We start from the raw sequence: 24,742 nt of genomic DNA, 5'->3' as shown, positions 1-24,742 counted from the left end.
TCAGAGTTCAGGGGAAAGGGTGTGGTGGGCCGCCGCACGCACTGCGTGCGCCTGGGCCAAAAAATCGTGCAGCAGCGGGGTGTCGTCCAGCGTGCCGTGCTCGGCTTTGTGAAATTCGGGGTGCCACTGCACCGCGGCAATCCAGTCGGGGCCGGTGGCGCGGATGGCCTCGATGGTGCCGTCGTCCGGGCAACGCGCTTCCACTTCAAAGCCGGGCGCCAGGTCTTTGATGCACTGGTGGTGAACGCTATTAATTTTATAGCTGCTTGCGCAATCCAGAAGCGCGCTAAGGCGTGTTTTTGGCACTAACTCCAGTTGGTGGAAGTTCCGGTCGTAACGTTCGGCGTCGCGGTGCTGCAAGGCATCGGGGCGCTGGGTGGGAATGTCTTGCACCAGCGTGCCGCCAAAGGTGGCGTTGATGAGCTGCAGGCCGCGGCAGATGCCGAACACCGGCTTGCCCGCCGCCACAAAGACCTTCACCAGCGCCATCTCGTACGCATCGCGCACTTTGTCGCCCTGCCAGCGCGCGTCTATGGGTGCCTCGCCATAACTGCCGGGCCACAGGTCGGCACCGCCATGCAGCACCAGGCCATCGAGCCACTGCGCGTAGTCGTCCAGCGTGATGCCGCCGCGTGCGGTGTCACCCTCCACCGACGGCACCATGACCGGCAGCGCTCCGCCGGACATGAGCCAGTGCGGCACCGACAGCTCCACGTAGTTGAGCGTCTTCTTGGCAAACGCGGCGCGCGCCGGGTCCGGGTGCATAAAACATGCACTCACGGCAATCTTGAGGCGTTCCCCGGCGGCGTGCATCACATGGCGGCCTTGAACAGGCGCTCGAAGTCGGCGGCGGTGCAGGGGTGCGGGTTGGTCTGGTGGCAGATGTCGGCCGTGGCCACCTCCACCAGGCGCGCCAGATGCTCGGGTTTGACGCCGTGGCTGGCCAGGCCACCGGTGATGCCCACGCTGGCCTTGAGGGCCTTGAGCCAGGCCACAAACGCCTGGCCACCGCCGGTCACACCACACACATGGGCCAGCTCGTCAAATTTGGCGGGCACGGCCTGCTGGTTCCAGGCCATCACGGTGTCAATCATTAGCGCGTTGGCCAGGCCGTGGTGCAAGTCGCACACGGCGCCCAGCGCGTGGGCACAGGAGTGCACGGCGCCCAGGTCTTTCTGGAAAGCAATGGCGCCCATTATGGACGACATCATCATGTCGGAGCGCGCAGGCAGGTTGCCGGGGTCTTTGACCGCGGTGACCAAGGCCGCTGCGGCAATGCGTGTGCCCTCTAGCGCAATGCCGTCGCACAGCGGGTGGTAAGCGGGGGAGAGATAACTCTCGATGTTGTGGGTCAAGGCGTCCATACCGGTGGCGGCCGTCACATGGGGCGGCAGGCCCAGCGTGAGCTCGGGGTCGGCAAACACGGTTTTGGCCAAAATCTTGGGGCTGAAGACCACGCGCTTCAGGTGCGTGTCGTTCTCACTCACCACGCTGGAGCGGCCCACTTCCGAGCCCGTGCCCGAGGTGGTGGGCAGGGCCACAAAGTAGGGCAGCTCGTTGACGATGGAGCGCACCTGCGGGTGGTCCCACACGTACTCCAGAATGTCGCCGTCGTGCGTGGCGGCCAAGCCCACGACCTTGGCCACATCCAGCGCGGCGCCGCCGCCAAAACCAATCACGCAGTCAGCCCGGTGCGCCTTGTAAGCCGCCGCACCGTCCATCACCTGGCTGCAGGTGGGGTTGCCAAACACGCCCGAAAACACGGCCACGTCCAGCCCTGCCAGGTGGGTCTGAAACTCGGCCAGCACGGGCAACGCGCCCAGGGCCTTGTCGGTCACGATGAGGGGGCGCTTGAGGCCCAGATCCTTCAAGTGCTGGGCCACCAGCTTGCGCGCGCCGGCGCCAAACTTGATGGGCGTGGGGAATGAAAAAGAAGTGATGCTCATGGTGGGTCTCTAGATGATTTCGAAGTAACGTTTCATTTCCCAGTCGGTCACGGCGTCCAGCCACTGGCGCCACTCCCATTCGCGGGTGGCGGCAAAGTGGTCGACAAAGGTGTCGCCCAGCCAGTCGCGTGCCACGGCCGATTCCTTGAAGTTGCGGGTGGTCTCGATCAGGGTGCGCGGCGCACGGGGAATGTGCTCGGCCCCACCGTTGGTGCCGGTGATGGGCGGGGTGGTGAGCTTGAGGCCTTTCTCCACACCGTCCAGGCCCGCCGCAATGACGGCAGCCATGGCCAAGTAAGGATTGACGTCGGCACCAGGGCAGCGTGTCTCCAAGCGTGTGGCTTTGGGACTGCCCGCAATGACGCGGAAGCTGGCCGTGCGGTTGTCCATGCCCCAGGTCGGCTTGACCGGGGCCCAGAAGCCGTCGACCAGGCGTTTGTAGCTGTTGATGGTGGGCCAGATCAGGGGGCCAAACTCCATCAGGCAATTGACCTGCCCGGCCAGGTAACTCTCGAACAGCTTGCTCATCTTGCGCGGCGATTTGGCGTCATAGAACAGGTTGTTCTTGCCATCGCTCAGGCTTTGGTGGATATGGCCACTGCAGCCGGGCAGGGGCTGGTGCGGCTTGGCCATGAAGCTGGGCATGATGCCAAAACGTGCGCCGATTTCCTTGGCGCCGGTCTTGAACAACACGGCGCGGTCGGCCTGCTCCAGCGCTTCTGAGAACCCGATGGCGACTTCGAACACGCCGGGGCCGGTCTCGGTGTGCAGGCCTTCAATCGGCACCTTGAAGGCCAGCATGTCGTCCATGATGGCGTTGAAGAAGTGGCGGTTCTGGTTGGCCCGCAACAGCGAGTAGCCAAACATGCCGGGCGTGAGCGGCGTGGCGCCCACGCCTTTTTTGTCGGCCCAGCTTTGCGGGGTTTCCAAAAAGTTGTACCACTCGAACTCCATGCCGGTCATGACCTGCAAGCCCATCTTTTCGGCACGCTTCAGTACGCGCTTCAGGGTCTGGCGCGGGCACAGCGGGTGCGGTGTGCCGTCGGCGTTGACAAACTCACCCAGGAAAAACGGCACACCGTCGTCCCAGGGCACATGACGCGCCGTGTTCAGGTCCAGCCGCGCCAGGGCATCTGGAAACCCATGCTGCCAGCCAGTGACCGTGGTGTTGTCGTAGCAGGTGTCCATCATGTCCCAGCCCATCACCACGTCGCAGAAGCCGAAGCCCCCCGCCGGGTAGGGCTCGGCGGCACCGAGGAACTTGTCCCGGTGCAGGTACTTGCCACGCAGTACGCCATCGATGTCGGTCACCGCCACCTTGACTTTGGGGGCGCCGGATTTCTGCACTGCGGCCAAGGCCGCGTGGGTCGCGGCTGGCTTGGCCCGTGCAGTACTGGCAGAAGGCTTGCGTGTCGCCATAGAGGTCTCCGGTGGGTTTAAACGCGTGTTTTTTCGGCCATTTCCATGGCGAACTCTTCTTCGGGCGAGAGGATCAGGCGCTTGCGCCCCACCAAGGCAAAGTAGGCGATACCGGCGGCAAACCACACCGCCACCCACATCACGCCGTCACGGTAGAGCGGGTCGCTGAGCTGGAAGTACAGCGTGACCACCGCAATCACCACGGTGAGCGCAGCACCCACCACACCCAGGGGGCTGCGGTAGGGACGGGGGATGTTGGGCATGTTCTTGCGCAACAGGATAAAGGACAGCGCCTGCATGATGTAAGAGAACATGGCGCCAAACACCGCCATGTTGAGCAGCGTGCCACCAATGACGGCGGCGCCCTTGTCCGAGCCCAGGCTGAACCACAACACAAACATCACGGCCAAGGCCACCACCGAGCCCAGGATCATGGCGAGGTGGGGTGTCTTGCGGCTGCCATGGGTGATGGACAGCACCGAGGGGAAATAACCGGCGCGGCTCAGCGAATAGATCTGGCGGCCCTTGGCAAAGATGATGGTGTGGAAGCTGGCAATCAGGCCCAGCACCGCCACCAGGGCCAGCACCTTGGCAATGCCATCACCGTAGATGGCCTTGAAGCCGTCCAGCAGGGGTTCGCCCGACTTGGCCAGCGTGTGGGCACCGATGCCGGCAATCGAGGGGTTGAGCCACAGCACCATAAAGGCCGAGAAGATCAGCGTGAAGATGCCGGCCAGAATGCCGCGGGGCATGTCGCGCTTGGGGTCCACTGACTCTTCGGCAGCCAGCGGCAGTTGCTCAATCGCCAGAAACAGCCACACGGCAAACGGCATGGCAGCCAGCACACCCGTGATGCCCAGGGGCAGCAGGGGGCCGTTGCCGTTCTCCAGCAAAACGCCGCCCTCGCCCACGTTCATGGCCCAACGGCTGAAGTCGATGTTGGGCAGTGCGCTCACCCAAAAGACGGCCAAGCAGGCCAGGGCCAGCAGTGTGATGACGAGGGTGACCTTGAAGGACAACTCCACGCCCACGATGTTGAGTCCCACAAAAAAGATGTAGAAACCTATCCACCAGAGCGGCAGGTACTCGACGGGCGTGCCGAAGATGCCACCCATATAGCTGCTGATGAAATACACGATGACGGCGGGGGTGATGACGTACTCGACGTTTTCCGACAGACCCGTGAGGAAGCCGCCCCAAGGCCCCATGGCAGTGCGGGCAAACGAATAGGCACCACCGGTGTGCGGCAAGGCGGGTGACATCTCGGCCAGCGAGAAGGTCAGCCCCAAATACATGATGGCAATAATGATGGTGGCAAACAGCATGCTGCCCCAGCCATTGGCCAGCCCCAGATTCCAGCCCGAGAAGTGGCCCGAGATCACCGCCCCCACCCCCAGGGCCCAAAGCGACCAGACACCGGCGTAGCGACGCAGCCCGCGTTTTTCGAAATAGCTATGGTCAACTTTGGTGTACTGGACACCCGAATGCTCTGACATGAACGACTCCTTGACTGGGTTGGACAAAAAAGGCTGGTTCATTGTGGAGAGCGCAGGCTGTGCGGGCTATCCCGTATCGGCAGGGGCACTGGATGCAACATGGCCGGGTGTAAACACCTAGAAGCGCCCCGGCATGTTTTTTGCAGAATCTTTGGCTTATGTCCCAACATCCCATTTCGGCAATCCCCGTGGCGACAAGCGTGCAGGCTGCGGGGTTCGAGTCGGCCATTTATGCCGATGTGGATGAACAAGCCGCGGCACTGACGGGCTGGAACCAGTCCTACCTGCAGCTCTCGGGCGGCGGTTTTCGCGGGGCCATCCAGCGCGTGGACCTGGGGCCGGTGCGCCTGTTCATGGAGGGCCTGGGCTCTACCGTGTACCAGAGCGGCCAGTTGCACAACGGCGTGCTGGCGCTGGGCGTGCCTCTGCGCTGCGACGGCAGCAGCGTGTTTTGTGGTGTGCAGTCGGACCGCAATGCGCTGCATGTGTTTTCGGGGCAGTCCGGCTTCGAGTTCCGTACCGGCAGCGACCACGTGATGATGGGCTTGGAACTGGACCCGGTGCTGGCCAATACCCTCTACCCTTGGGGCCAGGGCGCCCTGGCGCGCGATGAGGCAGGTCTGCGGGCCACCGACCCGCAGGCGCTGGAAGGCCTGCGGCAAGTGATGCTGATGCTGTTTGAAACCGCCCACACAGCGCCCGCCATGTTCTCACTGCCCGCGCTGCGGGCCGGCATGGTGGACACCCTGGTGGAAAAGGTCACGGCGCTGAACCTGGCCAGCAGCCCCGCCGACACGGCCCACGATGTGCACTGGCAGCTGGTGCAACAGGCCCGCGCCCTGGTGCAAGGGCAGTTGCAGCAAGCCCCCACGGTGGGCGAACTGTGCATGGCGCTGGGGGTGAGCCGACGCACGCTGCAAAACGCTTTCCACAGGATTCTGGGCATCAGCCCACTGGCCTATCTGCGCGCCATTCGCCTGGGTGCGGTGCGCCAGGCCCTCAAGACTGCCAGCTCGGTGACCGAGGCGGCCACCGATATGGGTTTCTGGCACTTTGGCCACTTTGCCAAAGACTACCAGGCCATGTTTGGCGAGCTGCCCTCACAGACCCACAAACGCTGCGCGCCACCGCTGCAATAGCGGCGCTGGTTCAGCGGAACTGGTCGGCCTTGTAGTAGCCCGAGGCCACCAGTGCAGCGCGCCAGTTGTTCACATCCACGGTCATCGGCTTGAGCAGGAATGCAGGCACCACTTTCTGCCCGTTGTTGTAGGTCTTCTCGTCGTTGATGACGGGGTTTTTGCCCGACAGAATGGCGTCCACCATGGTGGTGACCACCTGGGCCAGCTCCCGGTTGTCCTTGAACACGGTGGATGTCTGCTCCCCACGGATGATGGAGCGCACGGTAGGCATTTCGGCATCCTGACCGGTGACCACCGGTAGAGGCTGGCCACCCTGGCCATAACCCGCCTTTTTCATCGCTGTCAGCAGCTCCATGCTGATGCCGTCGTACGGTGAGAGCAGGGCGTCCAGGCGCTGTTTGCTGTAGTACTTGTCGAGAATTTGGGTCAAGCGTGCACGTGCGACCGACCCGCTCCAGCGCTGCGTGGCCACCTTGTCCATGCCCATCTGGCCCGAACCCACCACGAGCTTGCCCTTGTCGATATAGGGCTTGAGCACCGACATGGCGCCGTCGTAAAAGAAAAAAGCGTTGTTGTCGTCCGACGACCCACCGAACAGCTCGATGTTGAAAGGCCCCTTGCCCTTGTCCAACCCCAGGTGCTCGATGATGTAGGTACCCTGCAGCACGCCGACCTGGAAGTTGTCGAAGGTGGCGTAGTAGTCCACATGGGGGGTGTCGCGGATCAGGCGGTCATAGGCAATGACCTTGATCTTTTTTTCGGCCGCTTTTTGCAGCACCGGGGCCAGCTTGCTGCCGTCAATGGCACCAATCACCAACACCTTCATGTCGCTGGCCTTGAGCATCTCTTCGATCTGCGCGATCTGCGTGGCCACGTTGTCGTCGGCGTACTTCAGATCTGGGCGATAGCCCAGTTTGTCCATGGCGCGCACCATGGCCAGCCCGTCCACCACCCAGCGCTGCGAGGTAATGGTGGGCATGAGAAGGCCCACCCCACCTTTGCTGGCGGTTTGTGCCAGGGCCCAGGGCATGGAGCCCAACAACAGAGTACCTAGAAAGATTCGTCGAAGGGTGCGCATGGTGGGGGCCTTGAAGGTTTACGCCAGGGTGTAAGCCGTCTTCACCGTGGTGAAGAATTCGGCAGCGTATTTGCCTTGCTCCCGCGAGCCGTAGCTGGAGCCTTTGCGGCCACCAAACGGCACGTGGTAGTCCACCCCTGCTGTGGGCAGGTTCACCATCACCATGCCGGCTTGGCTGTGGCGTTTGAAGTGGGTGGCGTACTTGAGCGAGGTGGTGGCAATGCCAGCGGACAGGCCAAACGGTGTGTCGTTGGCTACGGCCAGGGCTTCGTCATAGTCTTTCACGCGGATCACGCTAGCCACGGGGCCAAAGATTTCTTCGCGGTTGATGCGCATGGCGGCGGTGCTGTCCACCAGCAGGGCGGGCGCCATGTAAAAACCATCGGTACCACGGCTCAGACGCTCACCGCCGGTCAGCAGCGTGGCGCCTTCGGCTTTGCCGATTTCCACGTAGGACAAATCTTGCTCCAGCTGGGCCTGCGAAGACACCGGGCCGATATCGATACCAGCTTCCAGCGCGTCGCCCACCTTGATGGCGGCCATGCGCTTTTGCATGGCTTCGATGAAAGCAGGGTAGATCTTGTCCGTCACGATGAGGCGGCTGGACGCGGTGCAGCGTTGGCCCGTGGAGTAGAACGCGCTTTGCACGCTGAGCTCAACCGCCACGCCCAGGTCGGCATCGTCCAGCACGACTTGCGGGTTCTTGCCACCCATCTCCAGCTGCACCTTCTTCATGTGGCCGGCACAGGCCGCGGCAATGCGCTGGCCCACCCCCACCGAGCCGGTGAAGCTGATGGCCGTGATGCCGGGGTGGTTGACCAGGGCGTCACCAATCACGCGGCCCGAGCCCATGACCAGGTTGAACACACCGGCGGGAATGCCGCTGCGGTGGATGATGTCGGCCAGCGCCCAGGCGCAACCGGGCACCAGGTCGGCGGGCTTCAAGACCACGCAGTTGCCGTAGGCCAGGGCCGGTGCAATCTTCCAGGCCGGAATGGCGATGGGGAAGTTCCAGGGGGTGATCAGGCCGATCACGCCCAGCGGTTCACGCGTGACTTCCACGCCAATGCCGGGGCGCACCGAGGGCAGGGTCTCACCGGCCAGGCGCAGGCATTCGCCGGCGAAGAACTTGAAGATGTTGCCGGCACGGGCGGCTTCGCCAATGCCCTCATTGCGGGTTTTGCCTTCTTCACGGGCCAGCAGGGTGCCCAGCTCTTCCTTGCGGGCCAAGATTTCATTGCCAATCTTGTCCAACGCATCGGCGCGCGCCTGGATGCCGCCAGTAGACCAGGCAGGGAAGGCTTTTTGGGCTGCGGCCACAGCCGTGTTGAGCTGGGCCACATCAGCCTGGGCGTATTCGCCAATCACATCGGCCAGGTTGGAGGGGTTGAGGTTGGGCGCGTAGCTGGCCGCGGCCACCCATTCGCCGTTGATGAGGTTGTTGTGCTGGGAAGTCGTCATGGTGGTGTTCACAAGTTACAGGGACGTCCAAACGCCCTGCTGGTTACTGGAGGCCACCGCGGCGGCCACAAAGCGGATGCCTTGTAGCCCATCGGTGGCGTTGGGGAAATGCAGGGACAGCGGGTCGGCCGTCTGGCCGCTGCGGCGCGCGGCAATCGCGTCGGACGCATCGGTGTAGAGATTGGCAAAGGCTTCGTGGAAACCTTCGGGGTGGCCGGCCACGATGCGCGATGCGCGCGCCGACAGGGGCAGGGTGCCGGGGCCATTGGGGGTGCGCACCTGGGCCGGAGCATCGAGCGGCTTGAACTGCAGCACCTGCGGATGCTCCTGGTGCCACTCCAGGCTGCCTTGTGATCCGCTCACACGGATGCGCAGGCCGTTTTCCACACCAGCGGCCGCCTGGGTGACCCAGAAGCTGCCACGCGCGCCATTACTCAGGCGCAACATCGCGCCTGCGTAATCGTGGGTAATGCGGTCAGGCACGATGCTGCCCACCTCGGCCGCCACCTGGGCCACTTCAAGCCCGGTGATGAAACGCAGCAGGTTGTGCGCATGGGTACCGATATCACCGAGCACCAGCGAGGGGCCGCCGCGTGTCGGGTCTTCTTTCCAGGCCTTGCGGCCGGGGCCGCTTTTGGCGCGGCCACCCTGCACGTACTCCACCTGCACCAGGCGGATCTCGCCCAGGTCACCCGCCATGACCATGGCCTTGGCTTGGCGCACCATGGGGTAACCCGTGTAGTTGTGGGTTAGGCAAAACACCAGTCCCGTGGCCTGCACCCGCGCATGCAGCGCTTCGGCTTCGGCCAGGGTGTTGGTCATGGGCTTGTCGCAAATGACGTCCAGGCCGCGCTCCAGCGCCTGCATGGCGAAGGCATAGTGGCTGTCGTTGGGCGTCATGATGGCCACCACCTCGGCACCATCAGGGCGCTGGACCTCGGCGTCGATGAGGGCCTGGCCACTGGGATAACACCGGTCTTGCGCCACACCAATGCCCTGGCCCGTAATGCGTGAGCGCTCGGGGTCGGAGGACAGCGCCGCGGCCACCAGCTCGTAGCGGTCGTCCAAGCGGGCGGCCTGGCGGTGCATGGCACCGATGAAGGAGCCAGGGCCTCCGCCAATCACGGCCAATCGCAGGCGACGGCCCAGGAGCTTGAAGACGGTGTTGTCAGACATGCGCGTGTCCTTATTTACTTGCCCCAGCGCAGGACCAAGGGGTCCAGGCGCTTGGCTGTTTCGATGAGACCGGCCCGGGTATCGGGGTGCATGGCGGGGAAGGGATGGCGGCCGGCTTCGCAGGCAATCACGCCGCCTTCTTTCATGAGGGCCTTGGCGGTCAAGATGCCGCCCTGGCGGTTCTCGTAATTGATCAGGGGCAACCACTGCTGGTACAGCGCCACAGCGTCTTCTCGGCGACCGGCTGCGTAGGCGTCGACGATCTTGCGGATGCCATCCGGGAAACCGCCGCCGGTCATGGCGCCGGTAGCGCCAGCGTCCAAATCGGGCATCAACGTGATGGCCTCTTCACCATCCCAGGGGCCTTCGATGGCAGCACCCCCCACGCGGATGAGTTCGCGCAGTTTGGAAGCCGCACCGGCGGTCTCGATCTTGAAGTAGGCCACCTGTTTGATCTCTTGGGCCATGCGGACCAGCAAGGGCACCGACAGCGGCGTGCCGCTGACCGGGGCGTCCTGGATCATGATGGGAATGTCGATCGCGTCGGACAGGCGGGCGAAGTACTCGTAAATCTGCCCTTCGGGCACCCGGATGGTGGCGCCATGGTAGGGCGGCATGACCATGACCATGGAAGCACCCCACTGCTGCGCCTGCACGCTGCGTGCGATGGTGATCTGGGTGCTGAAGTGGGTGGTGGTCACGATCACGGGCACACGGCCCTTGACGTGCTCCAGAATGGTTTTGGTGAGCACTTCGCGCTCGGCATCGGCCAGCACAAACTGCTCGGAGAAGTTGGCCAGGATGCACAGGCCGGTGGAGCCGGCTTCGATCATGAAATCGACGCAGCGTTTCTGGCTCTCCAGATCGAGTGCACCGGTTGCATCAAAAGTCGTAGGGACGACCGGAAACACACCCTTGTAGCGGGCATTGGCAGCGGAGTACATGATGGATCCTTATTTGTTCTTGTTGTAGACGTCGAAGCAGACGGCGGCCAACAGCACCAGGCCCTTGATGACCTGCTGGTAGTCAATGCCGATACCCATGATGGACATGCCGTTGTTCATGACGCCCATGATGAAGGCGCCAATCACGGCACCCAGCACCTTGCCCACACCGCCCGAAGCCGACGCGCCGCCAATGAAACAGGCCGCAATCACGTCCAGCTCGAAGCCCAGACCGGCCTTGGGGGTGGCGGTGTTCAAGCGGGCCGCAAAGATCAGACCGGCCAAGGCCGCCAGCACCCCCATGTTGATGAAGGTGTAGAAGGTCAGGCGTTCGGTGCGGATACCGGACAGGCGAGCCGCTTTTTCGTTGCCACCCAGCGCGTAGATGCGGCGGCCAATGGTGGTCTTGGAAGCGACAAAGTCATAGACCAACATCAACAACAGCATGACCACCAGCACATTGGGCAGGCCCTTGTAGGTGGACAACATGTAGGTGAAGGCCACGATCATGGCCACAAACACCAGGTTCTTGATGGCAAAGATGACCAGGGGTTCGTTTTCCATGCCGTGCTGGTTGCGGCCCGCACGGTCACGAACCTTGGCAATAAGCATGGCCAGCGCAATCAACAAGCCCAGAATCAGGGAGGCGATGCGCAGGTTTTCACCCGAGAACGGGTCAGGGATAAAACCCGTGCTGAGCAGCTGAAACTCGGGTGGGAAGGGGCCCACAGACGCACCTTCCAGCACGGCCAGCGCCAGGCCCTTGAAAACCAGCATGCCGGCCAGGGTGACGATGAAGGACGGAATTTTGTAGAACGCCACCCAGTAGCCTTGGGCCGCGCCGATGACACCGCCCAGCACCAGACACACGATGGCGGCAGGCACGTAGTGCCAGTTGTAGTTCACCATCAGCACCGCGGCCACCGCACCAATAAAGCCGCAGACCGACCCGACCGAAAGGTCAATGTGGCCGGCCACGATAACCAGCAGCATACCCAGCGCCATGACAATGATGTAGCTGTTTTGCAGGATCAGGTTGGTCAGGTTGAGCGGCTGGAACAACGTGCCGTCGGTCATGACCTGGAAGAAGCCCATGATGACCACCAGGGCCATGAGCAAACCGTATTCACGCAGGTTGTTTTTCAGGAAGGCCGCGCCGCCAGTGGTCGTCGGGGTTGCGCCTGTGTTGGGGGTTGCCATATCAATTCACTCCTGATGTCACGATAGATCGCATAATTTTTTCCTGGGTCGCTTCGGCTGCCGAAAATTCGGCCACGAAGGCGCCCTCGTTGAGCACACAGATTCGGTCACACATGCCCAGCAGCTCTGGCATCTCGCTGGAGATCATGAGCACACATTTGCCCTCGGCCGCCAGCTGGGCAATGATGGTGTAAATCTCGTACTTGGCGCCCACGTCGATACCGCGCGTGGGCTCGTCCAGAATCAGCACCTCGGGTTCGGAGAACAGCCACTTGCTGAGCACCACCTTTTGCTGGTTGCCGCCCGACAGGTTGACGGTGCGGGCAAACACATTGGGGCTGCGGATGTTGAGTTTTTTGCGGAAGTCCTGGGCCACGCCAAACTCACGCCCTTCGTCCACCACCGAACGTTTGGCCACGGCAGGCAGGTTGGCCAGGGTGGTGTTCCAGGCAATGGTTTCGTCCAGCACCAGGCCATAGCCCTTGCGGTCTTCGGTCACATAGGCAATGCCATGGTTGATGGCTTTTTGCACCGTGCTGGTGTCCACCTCTTTGCCGTTCAGGAACACCTGGCCGCTGGTGTTTTGCCCATAGGTGCGGCCAAAAATGCTCATGGCGAGCTCGGTGCGGCCCGCGCCCATCAGACCGGCAATGCCCACAATCTCGCCGCGCTTCACATGCAGGTCCACGCCTTTGATGACCTTGCGGTCAGCGTGTTCGGCGTGGTGCACGGTCCAGTTCTTGACCTCAAAGACCTTGTCACCCACGTTGGGGGTGCGCTTAGGGTAACGGTCAGCCATCTCGCGGCCCACCATGTTGCGGATCACCAAGTCTTCACTGACCGGCTCGGTGCTGCAGTCCAGCGTGGCCACACTGGCGCCGTCGCGCAGCACGGTGATGGCATCGGCCACCTTGGAAATTTCATTGAGTTTGTGCGAGATCAGGATGCAGGCAATGCCCTGGCGCTTGAGCTCCAGCAACAGTTCCAGCAAGGCATCGCTGTCTTTTTCATTCAGACTGGCCGTGGGCTCGTCCAGGATCAGCAGCTTCACTTCCTTGGACAGGGCTTTGGCAATTTCGATGAGCTGCTGTTTGCCCACACCCAGATTGGTAATCAGCGTATTGGGCGATTCGTTCAAACCCACTTTTTGCAGCAGCGCTTTGGTTTTGACGTAAGACGTATTCCAGTCAATCACGCCGCCCTTGGCCTGCTCATTGCCCAGGAAGATGTTCTCAGTGATCGAGAGCAGGGGCACGAGTGCCAGCTCCTGGTGGATGATGATGATGCCCAGGGCTTCGCTGTCGTGAATGCCCTTGAACTTGCACTCTTTGCCCTGGTAGCGAATTTCGCCTTCGTACTCACCATGGGGGTACACACCGCTGAGCACTTTCATCAGGGTGGACTTGCCGGCGCCGTTTTCTCCAACGATGGCATGGATCTGGCCCGGCAGCACTGTGAGGTTCACATTGCTGAGCGCCGTCACGCCATGGAATGTTTTGCGCATCCCACGCATTTCTAAAATTGGTTCGACCATGTTGCCTCAACTATCGTTCTCTTGAACCCGGGAGAATGTAAAAAGCCCTGTGCTTTGGGGCACAGGGCCTCTTTCGCTCGTTGCCGAGATTACTTGAGTTGCTCTTCCTTGATGTAGCCGCTGCCCACCAACACTTGCTTGTAGTTGGAGATGTCCACAGACACAGGCTTCAACAGGTAAGAAGGAACGACCTTGACCTTGTTGTTGTAGGTCTTGGTGTCGTTGATTTCAGGCTGCTTGCCGCCCATCACCGCGTCCACCATGTTGGCGGCCACTTTGGCCAGTTCACGGGTGTCCTTGAAGATGGTGGAGTACTGTTCCTTGCGGATGATGGACTTCACGGAAGGCACTTCAGCGTCTTGGCCGCTCACGAAAGGCATGGGCTGAGCCGCAGTGCCGTAGCCCACGCCCTTGAGTGCGGACAAGATGCCGATGGAAATGCCGTCATAGGGAGACAACACGGCGTTCAGCTTGTCTTTGCCGTAGTAAGCGCTCAACAGGTTTTCCATGCGGGCCTGGGCCACTTGGCCATCCCAACGCAGGGTTGCCACTTTTTGCATGCCGGTTTGCTTGGAGCGCACCACCAGCTTGCCGGACTTGATGTAGGGGTCCAGCACCGACATGGCGCCGTCGTAGAAGAAGAAGGCGTTGTTGTCATCCGACGAACCACCGAACAATTCGATGTTGAAAGGACCCTTGCCTTCTTTCAGGCCCAAAGCCTTTTCCAGGGACTGGGCTTGCAACACACCCACTTGGAAGTTGTCGAACGTGGCGTAGTAGTCGACGTTTTTGGAGCCCACGATCAAACGGTCGTAAGACACCACCTTGATGCCCTTGTCAGCGGCTTTTTGCAACACGTTGGTCAGCGTCGTGCCGTCGATGGCGGCAATCACCAGCACCTTGGCGCCTTTGGTGATCATGTTTTCGATCTGGGCCAACTGGTTAGGGATGTCGTCTTCGGCGTACTGCAAGTCGGCCTTGTAGCCTTTGGCAGCCAAAGCGGCGACCATGCTGTTGCCGTCGGCAATCCAGCGAGTGGAGCTCTTGGTGGGCATGGCCACGCCGACCAGGCCTTTGTCTTGGGCGTTGGCAACGGTGCTGCCAAATGCCAAGCCGATGGCCAAGCTGGCTACCAGGGCCTTCAGAGTGCTTCTACGTGCTGTCATGGGATGTCTCCTGTTTAATTAACTTGATTCACGAGGGGTCTTTGCCAGGTCGGCGCAGAGCCCGGATGATAAGGATGTGATAGATTAATTTCTAATATAGTTTGCAGCTGTTTCGATACTGAAATACAGATTGGTGATAACCCTCATATGACAAACTACACCCACTGGTTCTTGCGCGCTCGCCTCAAAACACGGCAGTTGCTGCTGCTTGTGGCGTTGTCCGAAGAAGGAAACATCCATCGCGCGGCACAGGTACTCAACATGACGCAGCCCGCAGCCTCCAAACTGCTCAAGGACCTGGAGGATGTGCTGGGGGTGTCGCTGTTTGAACGGCTGCCGCGCGGCATGCGCCCCACCTGGTACGGCGACACCATGATTCGCCACGCGCGCGCTGCGCTGGCCAGCCTGAACCAGGCCCACGAAGAGCTGCAGGCAGCCAAAAGCGGGCAGTTTGGCCAGGTCAACCTGGGCTCCATCACTGCGCCCGGGCTGGCGCTGCTGCCCCCCACGGTGGCCGCCGTCAAACAGGCCCACCCGAATCTGCACATCACCATCCAGATCGAGCCCAGCAACGTGCTGATCGAGCGCCTGAACCGCGGCACACTGGACATTCTGGTGGGCCGCCTCTCCCCCGAACACGACAAGGCCGCCCTGCGCTACGAGGTGGTCACGGACGAGCCCATCTGCGCCGTGGCGCGCCCCGGCCACCCGCTGCTGACCGCCATCAAGCCCAGCCTGGAAGACGTGTTCCAGTACGGCTGGATCGTGCCCCCCTCCGGCAGCATGCTGCGCCACCGTTTCGACCTGATGATCCAGGAACTGGGGCTGCAGCAGCCCACCAACAGCGTGGAAACCAGCGCCCTGCTGTTCATCAGCAAAATGATGCAGCAGAGCGATATGGTGAGTGTGATGGCGGTGGACGTGGCGCGCTACTACGCCAACCACGGCCTGATGTCCATCCTGCCGGTGGCGCTACCGCTGGACATGGAGCCTTTTGGCTTCATCACCCGGCGCGACCGCCTGCTGTCCCCTGCGGGCGAGGTGGTGTTGCGCGCCCTCAAGGCCTCCGCCATGACGGTGTACGGCAAAGAGTTCACCTTTGCCCCCCCCCCGGTCTGAACGCCAGGCCCTCAGGCCCAGCCTGCGTCCACCTTGAACTCCTGGGCGGTGCACATGGCACCGTCGTCGGAGGCCAAAAACAGCACCATACGCGCCACGTCCGAGGGGCGCAGCTTGTCCGGCAGGCACTGGTTGCGCTGGATGTCGGCTTCGCCCGCGGCGTCCAGCCACATGGCAATCTGCCGCTCGGTCATCACCCAACCGGGCGACACGGTGTTGATGCGGATGCGGTCCGCGCCCAATGAATCCGCCAGGCCGCGGGTCAACCCGTTGACGGACGATTTGGCCACTGCGTAACAGGGATACCCACTGCCCTTGGTCTGCCAGCCGGTGGAGCCCAGGTTAATGACCGCACCGCCACCTAGACGGCGCATGCCGGGCGCAATGGCCTGGATGGCAAAAAAGGCCGGGCGTTGGTTCACGGCCATGCGCTCATCCCAGTATTCCGGCGTGACGGACTCCAGCGTGTGGCGGTCGTCCCGGGCCACGTTGTTCACCAGCACCGAGAAATCGCCGAGCACGGCCTGGGCGCTGGCAATGGCCTGCTGCAGGGCCGCCACATCGCGCACGTCGCAGCTTTGCCACCACACCGTTGCGCCCTGGGCCCGCAGTTGTGCGGCCAGGGCTTCACTCTCGGCGGCGGCCACATCCACAAAGGCCACCTGCGCACCTTGCTCGGCGAAAGCGCTCACCATGGCGGCCCCAATTCCAGTTCCTCCACCGGTGATGAAGACGCTTTTACCGCGCAAGCTGAGGTACTGCGCCAAGCCAGAAACTGCCGACATAATTTTCCTTTTTAATTGATTGCAATATAGATATATGAATTGCTAGTTAATTCATTTTCTATTATCACTGTGCATTGTTACGATGCCCCCTGTCAAGAACTGGAGGAATACCCTCCCTAGAAAACGAGGCATACATTCATGGACTCCCCCAAGCCCCCATTTCGCCGCAGCCAAGCCTGGTTCGGCCGCCAAGACCGCGACGGGTTTGTGCACCGCAGCTGGCTCAAAAACCAGGGCTACCCGCACGACCTGCTGGACGGTCGCCCCATCATTGGTATCTGCAACACCTGGAGCGAACTAACGCCCTGCAACGGCCACTTCCGTGAATTGGCCGAGTTCGTCAAACGTGGTGTGTACGAAGCCGGTGGCTTCCCACTTGAATTCCCCGTCATGTCGCTGGGCGAAACCCAGCTGCGCCCCACGGCCATGCTGTTCCGCAACCTGGCGTCCATGGACGTGGAAGAAAGCATCCGCGGCAACCCGATCGACGGCGTGGTGCTGCTCATGGGCTGCGACAAAACCACCCCTTCCCTGATGATGGGTGCGGCCAGCTGCGACCTGCCCACCATCGGCCTGTCCGGTGGCCCCATGCTCAACGGCAAGTTCCGCGGCAAAGACGTGGGCTCCGGCACCGGTGTGTGGCAAATGTCTGAAATGGTGCGCGCGGGTGAAATGACCATGCAAGAGTTCTCGTCCTGCGAGAGCGATATGCACCGCTCCACCGGCACCTGCATGACCATGGGCACCGCCTCCACCATGGCCAGCATGGTTGAAGCCTTGGGCATGGCATTCCCGGAGAACGCCGCCATTCCCGCGGCCGACACGCGCCGCAAACGCCTGGCCCAGCTGACCGGCCGCCGCATTGTGGAGATGGTCAAACAAGACATCAAGATGTCGCAGATCGTGACGCGCAAGGCGTTTGAGAACGCCATCCGCACCAATGCGGCGATTGGCGGCTCGACCAACGCGGTGATCCACCTCTTGGCCATTGCCGGTCGCCTGGGCGTCGAGCTGAAGCTGGAAGACTTCGACAAGCTGGGTTCGGAAGTGAACAACATCCTGAACCTGCAACCCTCGGGCAAGTACCTGATGGAAGACTTCTGCTACGCCGGTGGTCTGCCCGCCGTGATGCGTGAAATCTTGCCTCTGCTGCACAGCGACTGCATGACGGTCAACGGCAAGACCATCCAGGAGAACGTAGAGAACGCCCCTTGTTACAACCGCGACGTGATCAAAACCGTGGCTGAGCCTTTCATGCCCGCGGCCGGCATTGCCGTGGTGCGTGGCAACCTGGCCCCCAACGGCGCCGTCATCAAGCCGTCTGCCGCCTCCAAGCACCTGCTGCACCACCGCGGTCCGGCCGTGGTGTTCGAGTCGATTGAAGATTTCCACGCCCGCATTGACGACCCGGACCTGGACATCGACGAAAACAGCGTGATGGTGTTGAAGAACTGCGGCCCGCGCGGCTACCCCGGCATGGCCGAAGTGGGCAATATGCCGCTGCCTCCCAAGGTGCTGCAAAAGGGTATTACCGATATGGTGCGCATCTCCGATGCCCGCATGAGCGGCACCGCTTACGGCACTACCGTGTTGCACACCAGCCCCGAAGCGGCGGCTGGTGGCCCCCTGGCCGTGGTGCAAAACGGGGACATCATTGAACTCAATGTGCCCGAGCGCAAGCTGCACCTGGAGATCTCGGACGAAGAGCTGGCACGCCGCCTGGCCGCCTGGCAAGCGCCCGAGAAGCCCAAGCGCGGCTGGTACAAGCTGTATGTAGAGACTGTGCAACAGGCCCATCTGGGCGCTGACCTGGACTTCCTGGTGGGCGGCAGTGGCGCCGGAGTCCCGCGCGACTCACACTGACATGGCCGCGGTGTTGCAGGCAACACCACAGCGCTACCACGCACCCACGGCACTCACCGAGGTGCGCAGCGTATGGTCCGCCCAGGCGCTGCGGGGCGCAGGCGCGGTCTGGTCCGCGCGCGAAGGCGCGCTTTACTGGGTCGACACGGCTGGTCGGCAGCTGCACCGCTTTGACCCGGTGCACAAGTTGCGCGACAGTTGGTCGTTTGGCGAAGACATTGGCGCCGTGGCAGAGTGCAGCCGACAAGCCGGACTGCTGCTTGCCCTGCGGCGGGACTTAGCCATTTTTGATCCCGAAACCGGCCGCCTGCAGCGCCTGCACCTGGCCGAGTCGGCCCACCCAGGCAACCGCCTGGGTGATGGCCATTGCGACGCGCAAGGTCACTTCTGGTTCAGCACCCACAACGCCGGCAACCCCACCCCCACCGGCGCGTTGTACCGCTACACCGGTGGCTCGCAATGCACACGCATACACAGCGGCCTGGCGTCCAGCCATGGCCCCGCTTGGTCACACGACCAGCGCACCCTGTTTCTGGCAGACGCGGCCCAGCGCCGGGTGCTGGCCTACGACATGGATGCAGACCGTGGCACCTTAAGCCCCGCCCGAACATGGCTACAACTGGCGCGCCACGAGGGGTCGCCACAAGGCCTGTGCACCGATGCAGCGGGCCGTATTTGGCTCGCCCGTGCAGGCGCCGGGTGCGTGAGCTGCCACGCGCCCGACACGGGCGAAGAACTCCTGCGCATCCGTGTTCCCGCCAGCCAGGTCACGGGCTGTACGTTTGGCGGGCGCGATCTGCGCACCCTCTTCATCACCAGCGCTTGCCAACCGGCGGCCGATGCGTCGCTGTTCAATGAGCCGCTGGCCGGTGCACTGTTTGCCGTGGAAGTGAGCAGCCCCGGCCTGCCCGCACACATGTTTGTTGGATAGACAGTTGGACAGTAAAAAAGGCCCCATACATAACGACGAGGAGACAGGCCATGCAATTCCGTAATCTCAAAATCTCCACCCGCCTGGTGGCGGTGATGGCCTTGCTGTCAGCGCTGCTGGTAGGCAACGTGCTGGTGGCGCTGCTGCAAATGCAGGCTATGCGCAGCAGCACCCAGGAAATCATCGACAACTGGCTGCCCAGCGTGACCCTGGTGGGCAACCTGAAGGCCGCCATTGCCGACCTGCGCACGCTGGAGAGTCAGCACGTACTCAACACCGATGAGACGGCCATGGAGCGTTTTGCCACCGCCATGGTGGCCAAGGTGGCCAGCATCGAAGGGCTCCGCAAAGACTACGCCAAGCTCGTCAATAGTCCCGAGGAGCAAGCCCTGGATGCTGCGCTAGAAACTGACTGGAAGAAGTACCAAACCCAGCACCAGGAGCTGGTGGACATGTCCACACGGCGCGAAAAATTCCCTGCGCGTAAGCTGCTCGAAGGCGAAGCCCGAGAGACCTTCAACAGCCTGGGAGCCACGGTAACCAAGATCACCGCGCTGAACCAGCAGGGCGCAGCTGCCGCCGGCGCCAGCACTGAAGCCCATGCCAACCAGGCCCGCGCGGTCATGCTCGCCGCCATGGCGGTGGCGTTGGTGGTAGCCGCCGCAGCCGCGATGTGGCTGATCCGCTCCATCACCACCCCCATCCGCACCGTCGTGGCGCTGGCCGACCAGATTGCCGAAGGCAATTTGTCGCAATCCATCACGGTGGATTCGACCAACGAGACTGGGCAACTGATGGCCGCTTTGCAACGCATGCAGGCCAATCTGTCACAGGTGGTCTCCCAAGTGCGCAGCGGCAGTGAATCGGTAGCCACGGCCAGTGCCGAGATCGCCCAAGGCAACCACGACCTCAGCGCCCGCACCGAACAACAAGCCAGTGCGCTGGAAGAAACCGCAGCCAGCATGGAAGAACTGGGCTCCACCGTGCGTCAAAACGCCGACAACGCGTCCCAGGCCAACCAACTCGCCATGAACGCCTCCAAAGTCGCAATCCAGGGCGGAGAAGTGGTCAGCCAAGTGGTGGAAACCATGAAAGGTATCAATGAGTCCAGCCGCAAGATCGCCGACATCATCAGCGTCATCGACGGCATTGCCTTCCAGACCAACATCCTGGCCCTGAACGCCGCCGTCGAAGCCGCCCGGGCGGGAGAGCAAGGACGCGGCTTTGCCGTCGTCGCCTCCGAAGTCCGATCCCTGGCCGGACGCTCCGCCGAAGCCGCCAAAGAAATCAAAACACTCATTGGCACCAGCGTGGAGCGGGTGGAGCAAGGCACGGCCCTGGTGGACAAAGCCGGCACCACCATGACCGAAGTCGTCAGCAGCATCCGCCGGGTGACCGACATCATGGGAGAAATCTCAGCGGCCAGCTCTGAACAAAGCAGCGGGGTTGCCCAAGTGGGTGAAGCCGTGACGCAGATGGACCAGGCCACGCAGCAGAACGCGGCGCTGGTGGAGGAGATGGCAGCAGCGGCCAGCAGCCTGAAGAGCCAGGCGCAGGACCTGGTGCAGGTGGTGGCCGTGTTCAAGTTGGACGCGACACACAGCGCCACGGCGCAAGTGCCCGACTGGACCGCGGCCCCGGCATCGCTGCCGCCCCACCAGAAGACGCTGCAACTCGGGGTGCAGCAGCGCTAATTTATGTCGAATTGGCCTCTAGCGCCCGTGGATATTGCGCAAGCAGCTCCTATTTTGATAGTGCTTGGGCTGCTGCGCTACGCGCCACCTCGGTAAACACGGCCAGCCGTTCCGGCGCCACACCGGCAAACATGCGCTGCACCAGCGCGGCGTGTTGGGCCTCAAACACCGCGCAGGCGTCCAGCCCCAAGGGCGTCACATCCAGAATCTGGCTGCGCCCGTCTTGGGGGTCCGGGCTTCTGCGCAGCAGGCCCTGCGCCTCCAGCTCCTTGGTGATGCGCGCAATCTGGCCCTTGTCACGGGTGCTGGCCTGCACCAGCGTCTGCTGGTTGCCACCCGGGTTGGCCTTGCAGTGGCTCAGGATGTGCAGGTGCAAGGGCGACAGCGTGATGCCGGCCTGCGCCAGGGACTGCCCCATCTGCGCCTTGAGCGCCTCAAACATGCGTAGCATGGCCTGGATGGCATCTTCTTCAGGGCTAGGGGGATTGGGCATGGCATTTGGTTGACCAAGTCAACTATTTCAAGTACATTGGTTGACATTATCAACTAAATAACAAATTACACCCCTATGCCTACCCAGACAACGTCTTCCCCCCGCCCATTGCGCCTGCGCGCCATCGTCCCGCCGCTGCTTATTTTGCCCACCATCGGGCTGCTGCTCAGCGGCGTGATTACCTGGATCAACATCGGGTTTGCCGACGATTTCACGGCGCGCTGGATACGGGGATTTGTGTCGGCGCTGCCAGTGATGCTGGTGGCCTTTGCCTCTATGGCCGTGCTGGACCGCAAGGTGCAGCAGGTGTTTGCCGGGCAAAGCGCCCTGGTGCGCAAACTGATCTTGGCGGCCTGCACCGCCTGCATGATGGAGTTGCTGCTGGCCAGTGCGGTCACGCTCAGTAACCGGGGCCTGGCGCCGGGTTTTGCCAGCGCGTGGGGGGCCGCCTTCCTCAAGTCCCTGCCGGTGGGCTTGTGCGTGAGCCTGTTTATGGGCTTCGTCATCAAACCCCGGCTGGACCGGTTGGCAGCCAGCCAATAAATACCAAGGCTGGGGCGCAAAGCCCCAGCGGCGCCGTCTTAACGGCGTGGCGTCATGGGGCCGCGGCCCTCGATGTGACGGAAGTTGATGCGGCCCTTGCTCAGGTCGTAGGGCGACAGCTCCAGCGACACGCGGTCACCCGCCAAAATGCGGATGTGGTTCTTGCGCATCTTGCCGGCGGAGTAGGCGATCAACTGGTGACCGTTGTCCAGGGTCACGCGAAAACGGGTATCCGGCAACACTTCGTTGACGATGCCCATCATTTCAATCAGGTCTTCTTTGGCCATGGTGATTTCCTTTATGCGATAGCTTACTGGGTGCGGGTGGCACTTTGCACCCAGTGGATGCCTTGCGCAATGGCGTAACGGGCCGCTGCGTCTGGCGTGGAAAAATCGTCATGAAAACTCATGACACGGTCGGTTGACGCGCTGCCGCGTCCGCTGGCAATGGATACTTGTGCGCCAAAACGGCCGCTAAGGAGCGGCTTGGAGCAAGCGGCAATGCGGTATTTGCCGATGGTAACGGGATGCAAAGAAGCGATCTTATTGTGGTTCTGAATCATTAAAAAGTACAAGCGCACCAACCACGGCAGAGGTCAAGTGCTCAAAAGAGAAAAGCTGCGGTGCCGTGAGAGGGCGGTTGCAGGTCGCTGACATCAGGTCCGGATTGGCGACCCCACTGCCGGGGGCGGGTGTGTTGCGGCATGCATACCAGAACACGGCCAATCGCCTTCAAGCGATCGCTTAATGTAGCACGGCACGCCAAAACAGACCCTGTTTGGGTGCCAAAGACCCTGCTGGCTGTGGTTTTCAGGGCAAAACTGCGAAAATTGCGGCCATGAAACTCTGCATTCTGGACAACGACAGCATTGACCCGGCCCTGGTACCCACCTACGGCAACTACGCCACCATGATGGAACGCGTGCTGCGCGACGCCGGCGCCACGACCTGGACCATGGAACGCTTCAGCACACCGCTGGGCGAATACCCCGACTCCTTTGCCGACTACGACGCCGTGTTGCTGACCGGCAGCAAGGCCGACTCCTTCTCCGACGAGCCCTGGGTGGTGGAGTTGCGCCGCCGTGTGACCGAACTGCTGGACACCGACACCAAGTTACTGGGCGTGTGTTTTGGCCACCAGCTCATCGCCCTGTGCTTGGGCGCCAAGGTCGGCCGTGCACCGCAAGGCTGGGTGACCGGGCGCAATACCTACGCTTGGCATGCCAAAGACCTGCTGCCCGAGGGCGAGCGCGACAGCTTTGCCCTGCTGGCCAGCCACCAGGACCAGGTGCTGGAGCTGCCGGCCGGCACCACGCTGCTGGCCAGCAGCGAGCGCTGCCCGATTGCCGCCTACGCCCGCGGCCAGGAGGTGTTGTGTATCCAGCCGCACCCGGAGTTTGTGGAGGACTACAGCGCCCACCTGCTCAACAAACGCCGCACGCTGCTGGGTGACGAGCACTACACAGCGAGCATTGAAAGCCTGGCCCAGGGCCACGAAGGCACGGACTTTGCGCGCGTGATGGTGGCGTTTGTGGAAGGCCGCGCCGGGGCCACCGCTTAAGCCAGCGCCTTTTGCCGGGTGGCCAGCACGGCCCCCAGCCACAGCGCGGCCGCAGAAAACACCAGGCCACGCGCCAGCCCGCCGGGGCCATCGGCAATCCAGCCAACCACGGTGGGGCCCACAATCTGCCCCGCCGCAAACACCGTGGTGAAGGCGCTGATGCCCGCAGCCCAGGCGGCGGGCGGCAGGTTGTGGCGCACCAATGCCGTGGTGGACGCCACCACCGACAGGAAAACCGCACCAAACAGCAGGCCCGAGGCCAGCACCAGGGGCCACCATTGCGTCAGCGCGGGCAGCACCGTGGCCACACCCAGCAAGGCGTTGAGGGTTGCCAGGGTCCGCCCGTTGCGATGCCGGTCCAGCAGTCCCGCCCAGATGCGGCTGGATGCGAGCACGGCCAGCCCCAGCAGCGCATAAAACACGGTGACCGCCAATGCGCTGCTGCCCTGCACCCGCAACAACGCCACCACAAAGGTCATGTAGCCGATATAGCCGACGCCAAACAGGGTGTAGCCCGCCAGGCCAAAGGCAAACTGGTGCCAGCGAAAGCGCAATACAGCTGCGCCCGGGGTGGCCATCGGGGCATCCCAGCGCGCCATCACGCGGGCGGGCCACACCAGCACCGCGCTGGCCAAGCCACAAGCGAGCGCTAACATCCACCAGGCCCATCGCCAGCCGTGGGGCTGGGCCAGTGTGGCGTCCAGCAGCCAGGGCACCAACAGGGCCGACAGCACAATACCCAGGCCGGTGCCGCCGTAATACATGCCCAAGAGCAGGCCGCTGTGCTGCGGATGCCGGGCCCCCAGGCGGGCGGCCAACAAGCCCCCCGCAATGAACACCAGCGCACTGGCCACACCCGCCAGCAGGCGCTGCAGCAGCAAGGGCTGCGCGTCCGTAAAAAATCCGCTCAGGCCCATGAAGACACTGGCCAGCACAGCGCCCCCCCACAGCAGGGCCGAAGGCCCGAGACGGCGCATGAGCCACGGCGTGGCCAAGGCCCCCAGAAAGTACCCCAACGCGTTGGCGGTGTTCATGGCGCCCGCCAGGGTATAGCTCCAGCCCAGGTCGCTGCGCATGGCCGGTAGCAGCAGGCCGTAGGCAAAGCGGGTAATGCCCAGCGAGATGGCGGCGCCCAAAGACAACGCCAGGGCCAAGGCCCAGGTCTGCCGCATGCGGGTGCCGGCCTCGGCAGTCA

Annotated in this window: 23 protein-coding genes; 7 read left to right on the top strand and 16 right to left on the bottom strand. The window is 62.6% G+C overall.

Annotated features, from left to right (window positions below; translation table 11 throughout):
• From C5F53_RS05360 to C5F53_RS05345, 4 genes are read right to left on the bottom strand one after another with little or no spacing between them, the layout of a single operon-like run.
• Nucleotides 1–813, bottom strand: a complete 813-nt coding sequence (locus tag C5F53_RS05360) for a gamma-glutamyl-gamma-aminobutyrate hydrolase family protein (protein WP_105260240.1) — start codon at nucleotides 811–813, stop codon at nucleotides 1–3.
• Nucleotides 813–1,946, bottom strand: a complete 1,134-nt coding sequence (locus C5F53_RS05355) for an iron-containing alcohol dehydrogenase (protein WP_105260239.1) — start codon at nucleotides 1,944–1,946, stop codon at nucleotides 813–815. Before C5F53_RS05355 ends, C5F53_RS05360 begins: the two co-directional genes overlap by 1 nt.
• A gap of 9 nt (nucleotides 1,947–1,955) precedes the next feature.
• On the bottom strand, nucleotides 1,956–3,365 hold the full coding sequence (locus C5F53_RS05350) for a glutamine synthetase family protein (RefSeq protein WP_105260238.1): 1,410 nt from the start codon (nucleotides 3,363–3,365) through the stop codon (nucleotides 1,956–1,958).
• Between the two features lie 17 nt (nucleotides 3,366–3,382).
• On the bottom strand, nucleotides 3,383–4,861 hold the full coding sequence (locus C5F53_RS05345; RefSeq protein WP_105260237.1) for an amino acid permease: 1,479 nt from the start codon (nucleotides 4,859–4,861) through the stop codon (nucleotides 3,383–3,385).
• A gap of 158 nt (nucleotides 4,862–5,019) precedes the next feature.
• On the opposite strand from C5F53_RS05345, the gene C5F53_RS05340 reads away from it, so the two are divergent.
• Nucleotides 5,020–6,000, top strand: coding sequence for a helix-turn-helix domain-containing protein (locus tag C5F53_RS05340; RefSeq protein ID WP_105260236.1), 981 nt, complete (start codon nucleotides 5,020–5,022; stop codon nucleotides 5,998–6,000).
• A 10-nt stretch (nucleotides 6,001–6,010) separates the two neighbouring features.
• Here the strand turns inward: C5F53_RS05340 and chvE (C5F53_RS05335) are convergent, their stop codons facing one another.
• From chvE (C5F53_RS05335) to chvE (C5F53_RS05305), 7 genes are all read right to left on the bottom strand, one after another.
• On the bottom strand, nucleotides 6,011–7,078 hold the full coding sequence (chvE, locus tag C5F53_RS05335) for a multiple monosaccharide ABC transporter substrate-binding protein (RefSeq protein ID WP_105260235.1): 1,068 nt from the start codon (nucleotides 7,076–7,078) through the stop codon (nucleotides 6,011–6,013).
• An 18-nt stretch (nucleotides 7,079–7,096) separates the two neighbouring features.
• On the bottom strand, nucleotides 7,097–8,539 hold the full coding sequence (locus C5F53_RS05330) for an aldehyde dehydrogenase family protein (protein ID WP_105260430.1): 1,443 nt from the start codon (nucleotides 8,537–8,539) through the stop codon (nucleotides 7,097–7,099).
• Between the two features lie 15 nt (nucleotides 8,540–8,554).
• On the bottom strand, nucleotides 8,555–9,715 hold the full coding sequence (locus C5F53_RS05325) for a Gfo/Idh/MocA family protein (RefSeq protein ID WP_105260234.1): 1,161 nt from the start codon (nucleotides 9,713–9,715) through the stop codon (nucleotides 8,555–8,557).
• A gap of 14 nt (nucleotides 9,716–9,729) precedes the next feature.
• Nucleotides 9,730–10,659, bottom strand: a complete 930-nt coding sequence (locus C5F53_RS05320) for a dihydrodipicolinate synthase family protein (protein ID WP_105260233.1) — start codon at nucleotides 10,657–10,659, stop codon at nucleotides 9,730–9,732.
• 9 nt (nucleotides 10,660–10,668) lie between these two features.
• Nucleotides 10,669–11,859 (bottom strand): multiple monosaccharide ABC transporter permease, encoded by a 1,191-nt coding sequence (mmsB, locus tag C5F53_RS05315; protein ID WP_105260232.1) that lies wholly within the window; start codon nucleotides 11,857–11,859, stop codon nucleotides 10,669–10,671.
• Nucleotide 11,860: 1 nt separating this feature from the next.
• Nucleotides 11,861–13,393: a multiple monosaccharide ABC transporter ATP-binding protein gene (gene mmsA, locus C5F53_RS05310; protein WP_105260231.1), complete on the bottom strand. Its 1,533-nt coding sequence runs from the start codon at nucleotides 13,391–13,393 to the stop codon at nucleotides 11,861–11,863.
• A gap of 89 nt (nucleotides 13,394–13,482) precedes the next feature.
• Nucleotides 13,483–14,559: a multiple monosaccharide ABC transporter substrate-binding protein gene (gene chvE / locus C5F53_RS05305; protein WP_105260230.1), complete on the bottom strand. Its 1,077-nt coding sequence runs from the start codon at nucleotides 14,557–14,559 to the stop codon at nucleotides 13,483–13,485.
• Nucleotides 14,560–14,706: 147 nt separating this feature from the next.
• Between chvE (C5F53_RS05305) and C5F53_RS05300 the strand changes: the two genes are divergently transcribed.
• Complete coding sequence (locus C5F53_RS05300) at nucleotides 14,707–15,678, top strand: LysR family transcriptional regulator (RefSeq protein ID WP_105260229.1); 972 nt, start codon at nucleotides 14,707–14,709, stop codon at nucleotides 15,676–15,678.
• Between the two features lie 11 nt (nucleotides 15,679–15,689).
• On the opposite strand, the gene C5F53_RS05295 is transcribed toward C5F53_RS05300, so the two are convergent.
• Nucleotides 15,690–16,463, bottom strand: a complete 774-nt coding sequence (locus C5F53_RS05295) for an SDR family NAD(P)-dependent oxidoreductase (RefSeq protein ID WP_105260228.1) — start codon at nucleotides 16,461–16,463, stop codon at nucleotides 15,690–15,692.
• Nucleotides 16,464–16,601: 138 nt separating this feature from the next.
• Here C5F53_RS05295 and C5F53_RS05290 point away from each other — a divergent pair, with 138 nt between their 5' ends.
• From C5F53_RS05290 to C5F53_RS20660, 3 genes are read left to right on the top strand one after another with little or no spacing between them, the layout of a single operon-like run.
• Nucleotides 16,602–18,326, top strand: a complete 1,725-nt coding sequence (locus tag C5F53_RS05290; protein ID WP_105260227.1) for an IlvD/Edd family dehydratase — start codon at nucleotides 16,602–16,604, stop codon at nucleotides 18,324–18,326.
• Between the two features lies 1 nt (nucleotide 18,327).
• A complete protein-coding gene (locus tag C5F53_RS05285) occupies nucleotides 18,328–19,257 on the top strand; it encodes an SMP-30/gluconolactonase/LRE family protein (RefSeq protein ID WP_105260226.1) in 930 nt (309 codons plus the stop codon).
• A gap of 50 nt (nucleotides 19,258–19,307) precedes the next feature.
• On the top strand, nucleotides 19,308–20,951 hold the full coding sequence (locus C5F53_RS20660; protein WP_105260225.1) for a methyl-accepting chemotaxis protein: 1,644 nt from the start codon (nucleotides 19,308–19,310) through the stop codon (nucleotides 20,949–20,951).
• Between the two features lie 49 nt (nucleotides 20,952–21,000).
• On the opposite strand, the gene C5F53_RS05275 is transcribed toward C5F53_RS20660, so the two are convergent.
• Nucleotides 21,001–21,444 (bottom strand): MarR family winged helix-turn-helix transcriptional regulator, encoded by a 444-nt coding sequence (locus C5F53_RS05275; RefSeq protein ID WP_105260224.1) that lies wholly within the window; start codon nucleotides 21,442–21,444, stop codon nucleotides 21,001–21,003.
• 75 nt (nucleotides 21,445–21,519) lie between these two features.
• On the opposite strand from C5F53_RS05275, the gene C5F53_RS05270 reads away from it, so the two are divergent.
• Complete coding sequence (locus C5F53_RS05270; RefSeq protein ID WP_105260223.1) at nucleotides 21,520–21,987, top strand: DUF2798 domain-containing protein; 468 nt, start codon at nucleotides 21,520–21,522, stop codon at nucleotides 21,985–21,987.
• Between the two features lie 38 nt (nucleotides 21,988–22,025).
• Here C5F53_RS05270 and infA read toward each other — a convergent pair whose 3' ends face one another.
• Nucleotides 22,026–22,274 carry a translation initiation factor IF-1 gene (infA, locus tag C5F53_RS05265; protein ID WP_105260222.1) on the bottom strand — a complete coding sequence of 83 codons (249 nt, stop codon included), beginning with the start codon at nucleotides 22,272–22,274 and terminating at the stop codon, nucleotides 22,026–22,028.
• Nucleotides 22,275–22,297: 23 nt separating this feature from the next.
• Nucleotides 22,298–22,519, bottom strand: coding sequence for a hypothetical protein (locus C5F53_RS05260; protein WP_236635218.1), 222 nt, complete (start codon nucleotides 22,517–22,519; stop codon nucleotides 22,298–22,300).
• Between the two features lie 305 nt (nucleotides 22,520–22,824).
• Here C5F53_RS05260 and C5F53_RS05255 point away from each other — a divergent pair, with 305 nt between their 5' ends.
• Entirely contained in the window at nucleotides 22,825–23,547 is a 723-nt protein-coding gene (locus C5F53_RS05255; RefSeq protein WP_105260428.1) for an amidotransferase, read from the top strand.
• Here C5F53_RS05255 and C5F53_RS05250 read toward each other — a convergent pair.
• Nucleotides 23,544–24,719 carry a YbfB/YjiJ family MFS transporter gene (locus tag C5F53_RS05250; protein ID WP_105260427.1) on the bottom strand — a complete coding sequence of 392 codons (1,176 nt, stop codon included), beginning with the start codon at nucleotides 24,717–24,719 and terminating at the stop codon, nucleotides 23,544–23,546. The genes C5F53_RS05255 and C5F53_RS05250 overlap by 4 nt on opposite strands.
• Nucleotides 24,720–24,742: the final 23 nt, after the last annotated feature.

Origin of the sequence: Rhodoferax sp. TS-BS-61-7, from assembly GCF_002943465.1 — a bacterium.
In the GTDB taxonomy this organism is placed as follows: domain Bacteria; phylum Pseudomonadota; class Gammaproteobacteria; order Burkholderiales; family Burkholderiaceae_C; genus Allorhodoferax.
The sequence above is the reverse complement of the archived record's forward strand: the minus strand, read 5'-3'. Positions and strand labels throughout refer to the sequence as shown.

Coding starts and splice junctions, on each gene's coding strand:
- C5F53_RS05360 (WP_105260240.1), bottom strand. CDS start 813: ATGCACGCCGCCGGGGAACGCCTCAAGATTGCCGTGAGTGCATGTTTT.
- C5F53_RS05355 (WP_105260239.1), bottom strand. CDS start 1,946: ATGAGCATCACTTCTTTTTCATTCCCCACGCCCATCAAGTTTGGCGCC.
- C5F53_RS05350 (WP_105260238.1), bottom strand. CDS start 3,365: ATGGCGACACGCAAGCCTTCTGCCAGTACTGCACGGGCCAAGCCAGCC.
- C5F53_RS05345 (WP_105260237.1), bottom strand. CDS start 4,861: ATGTCAGAGCATTCGGGTGTCCAGTACACCAAAGTTGACCATAGCTAT.
- C5F53_RS05340 (WP_105260236.1), top strand. CDS start 5,020: ATGTCCCAACATCCCATTTCGGCAATCCCCGTGGCGACAAGCGTGCAG.
- chvE (WP_105260235.1), bottom strand. CDS start 7,078: ATGCGCACCCTTCGACGAATCTTTCTAGGTACTCTGTTGTTGGGCTCC.
- C5F53_RS05330 (WP_105260430.1), bottom strand. CDS start 8,539: ATGACGACTTCCCAGCACAACAACCTCATCAACGGCGAATGGGTGGCC.
- C5F53_RS05325 (WP_105260234.1), bottom strand. CDS start 9,715: ATGTCTGACAACACCGTCTTCAAGCTCCTGGGCCGTCGCCTGCGATTG.
- C5F53_RS05320 (WP_105260233.1), bottom strand. CDS start 10,659: ATGTACTCCGCTGCCAATGCCCGCTACAAGGGTGTGTTTCCGGTCGTC.
- mmsB (WP_105260232.1), bottom strand. CDS start 11,859: ATGGCAACCCCCAACACAGGCGCAACCCCGACGACCACTGGCGGCGCG.
- mmsA (WP_105260231.1), bottom strand. CDS start 13,393: ATGGTCGAACCAATTTTAGAAATGCGTGGGATGCGCAAAACATTCCAT.
- chvE (WP_105260230.1), bottom strand. CDS start 14,559: ATGACAGCACGTAGAAGCACTCTGAAGGCCCTGGTAGCCAGCTTGGCC.
- C5F53_RS05300 (WP_105260229.1), top strand. CDS start 14,707: ATGACAAACTACACCCACTGGTTCTTGCGCGCTCGCCTCAAAACACGG.
- C5F53_RS05295 (WP_105260228.1), bottom strand. CDS start 16,463: ATGTCGGCAGTTTCTGGCTTGGCGCAGTACCTCAGCTTGCGCGGTAAA.
- C5F53_RS05290 (WP_105260227.1), top strand. CDS start 16,602: ATGGACTCCCCCAAGCCCCCATTTCGCCGCAGCCAAGCCTGGTTCGGC.
- C5F53_RS05285 (WP_105260226.1), top strand. CDS start 18,328: ATGGCCGCGGTGTTGCAGGCAACACCACAGCGCTACCACGCACCCACG.
- C5F53_RS20660 (WP_105260225.1), top strand. CDS start 19,308: ATGCAATTCCGTAATCTCAAAATCTCCACCCGCCTGGTGGCGGTGATG.
- C5F53_RS05275 (WP_105260224.1), bottom strand. CDS start 21,444: ATGCCCAATCCCCCTAGCCCTGAAGAAGATGCCATCCAGGCCATGCTA.
- C5F53_RS05270 (WP_105260223.1), top strand. CDS start 21,520: ATGCCTACCCAGACAACGTCTTCCCCCCGCCCATTGCGCCTGCGCGCC.
- infA (WP_105260222.1), bottom strand. CDS start 22,274: ATGGCCAAAGAAGACCTGATTGAAATGATGGGCATCGTCAACGAAGTG.
- C5F53_RS05255 (WP_105260428.1), top strand. CDS start 22,825: ATGAAACTCTGCATTCTGGACAACGACAGCATTGACCCGGCCCTGGTA.
- C5F53_RS05250 (WP_105260427.1), bottom strand. CDS start 24,719: ATGCGGCAGACCTGGGCCTTGGCCCTGGCGTTGTCTTTGGGCGCCGCC.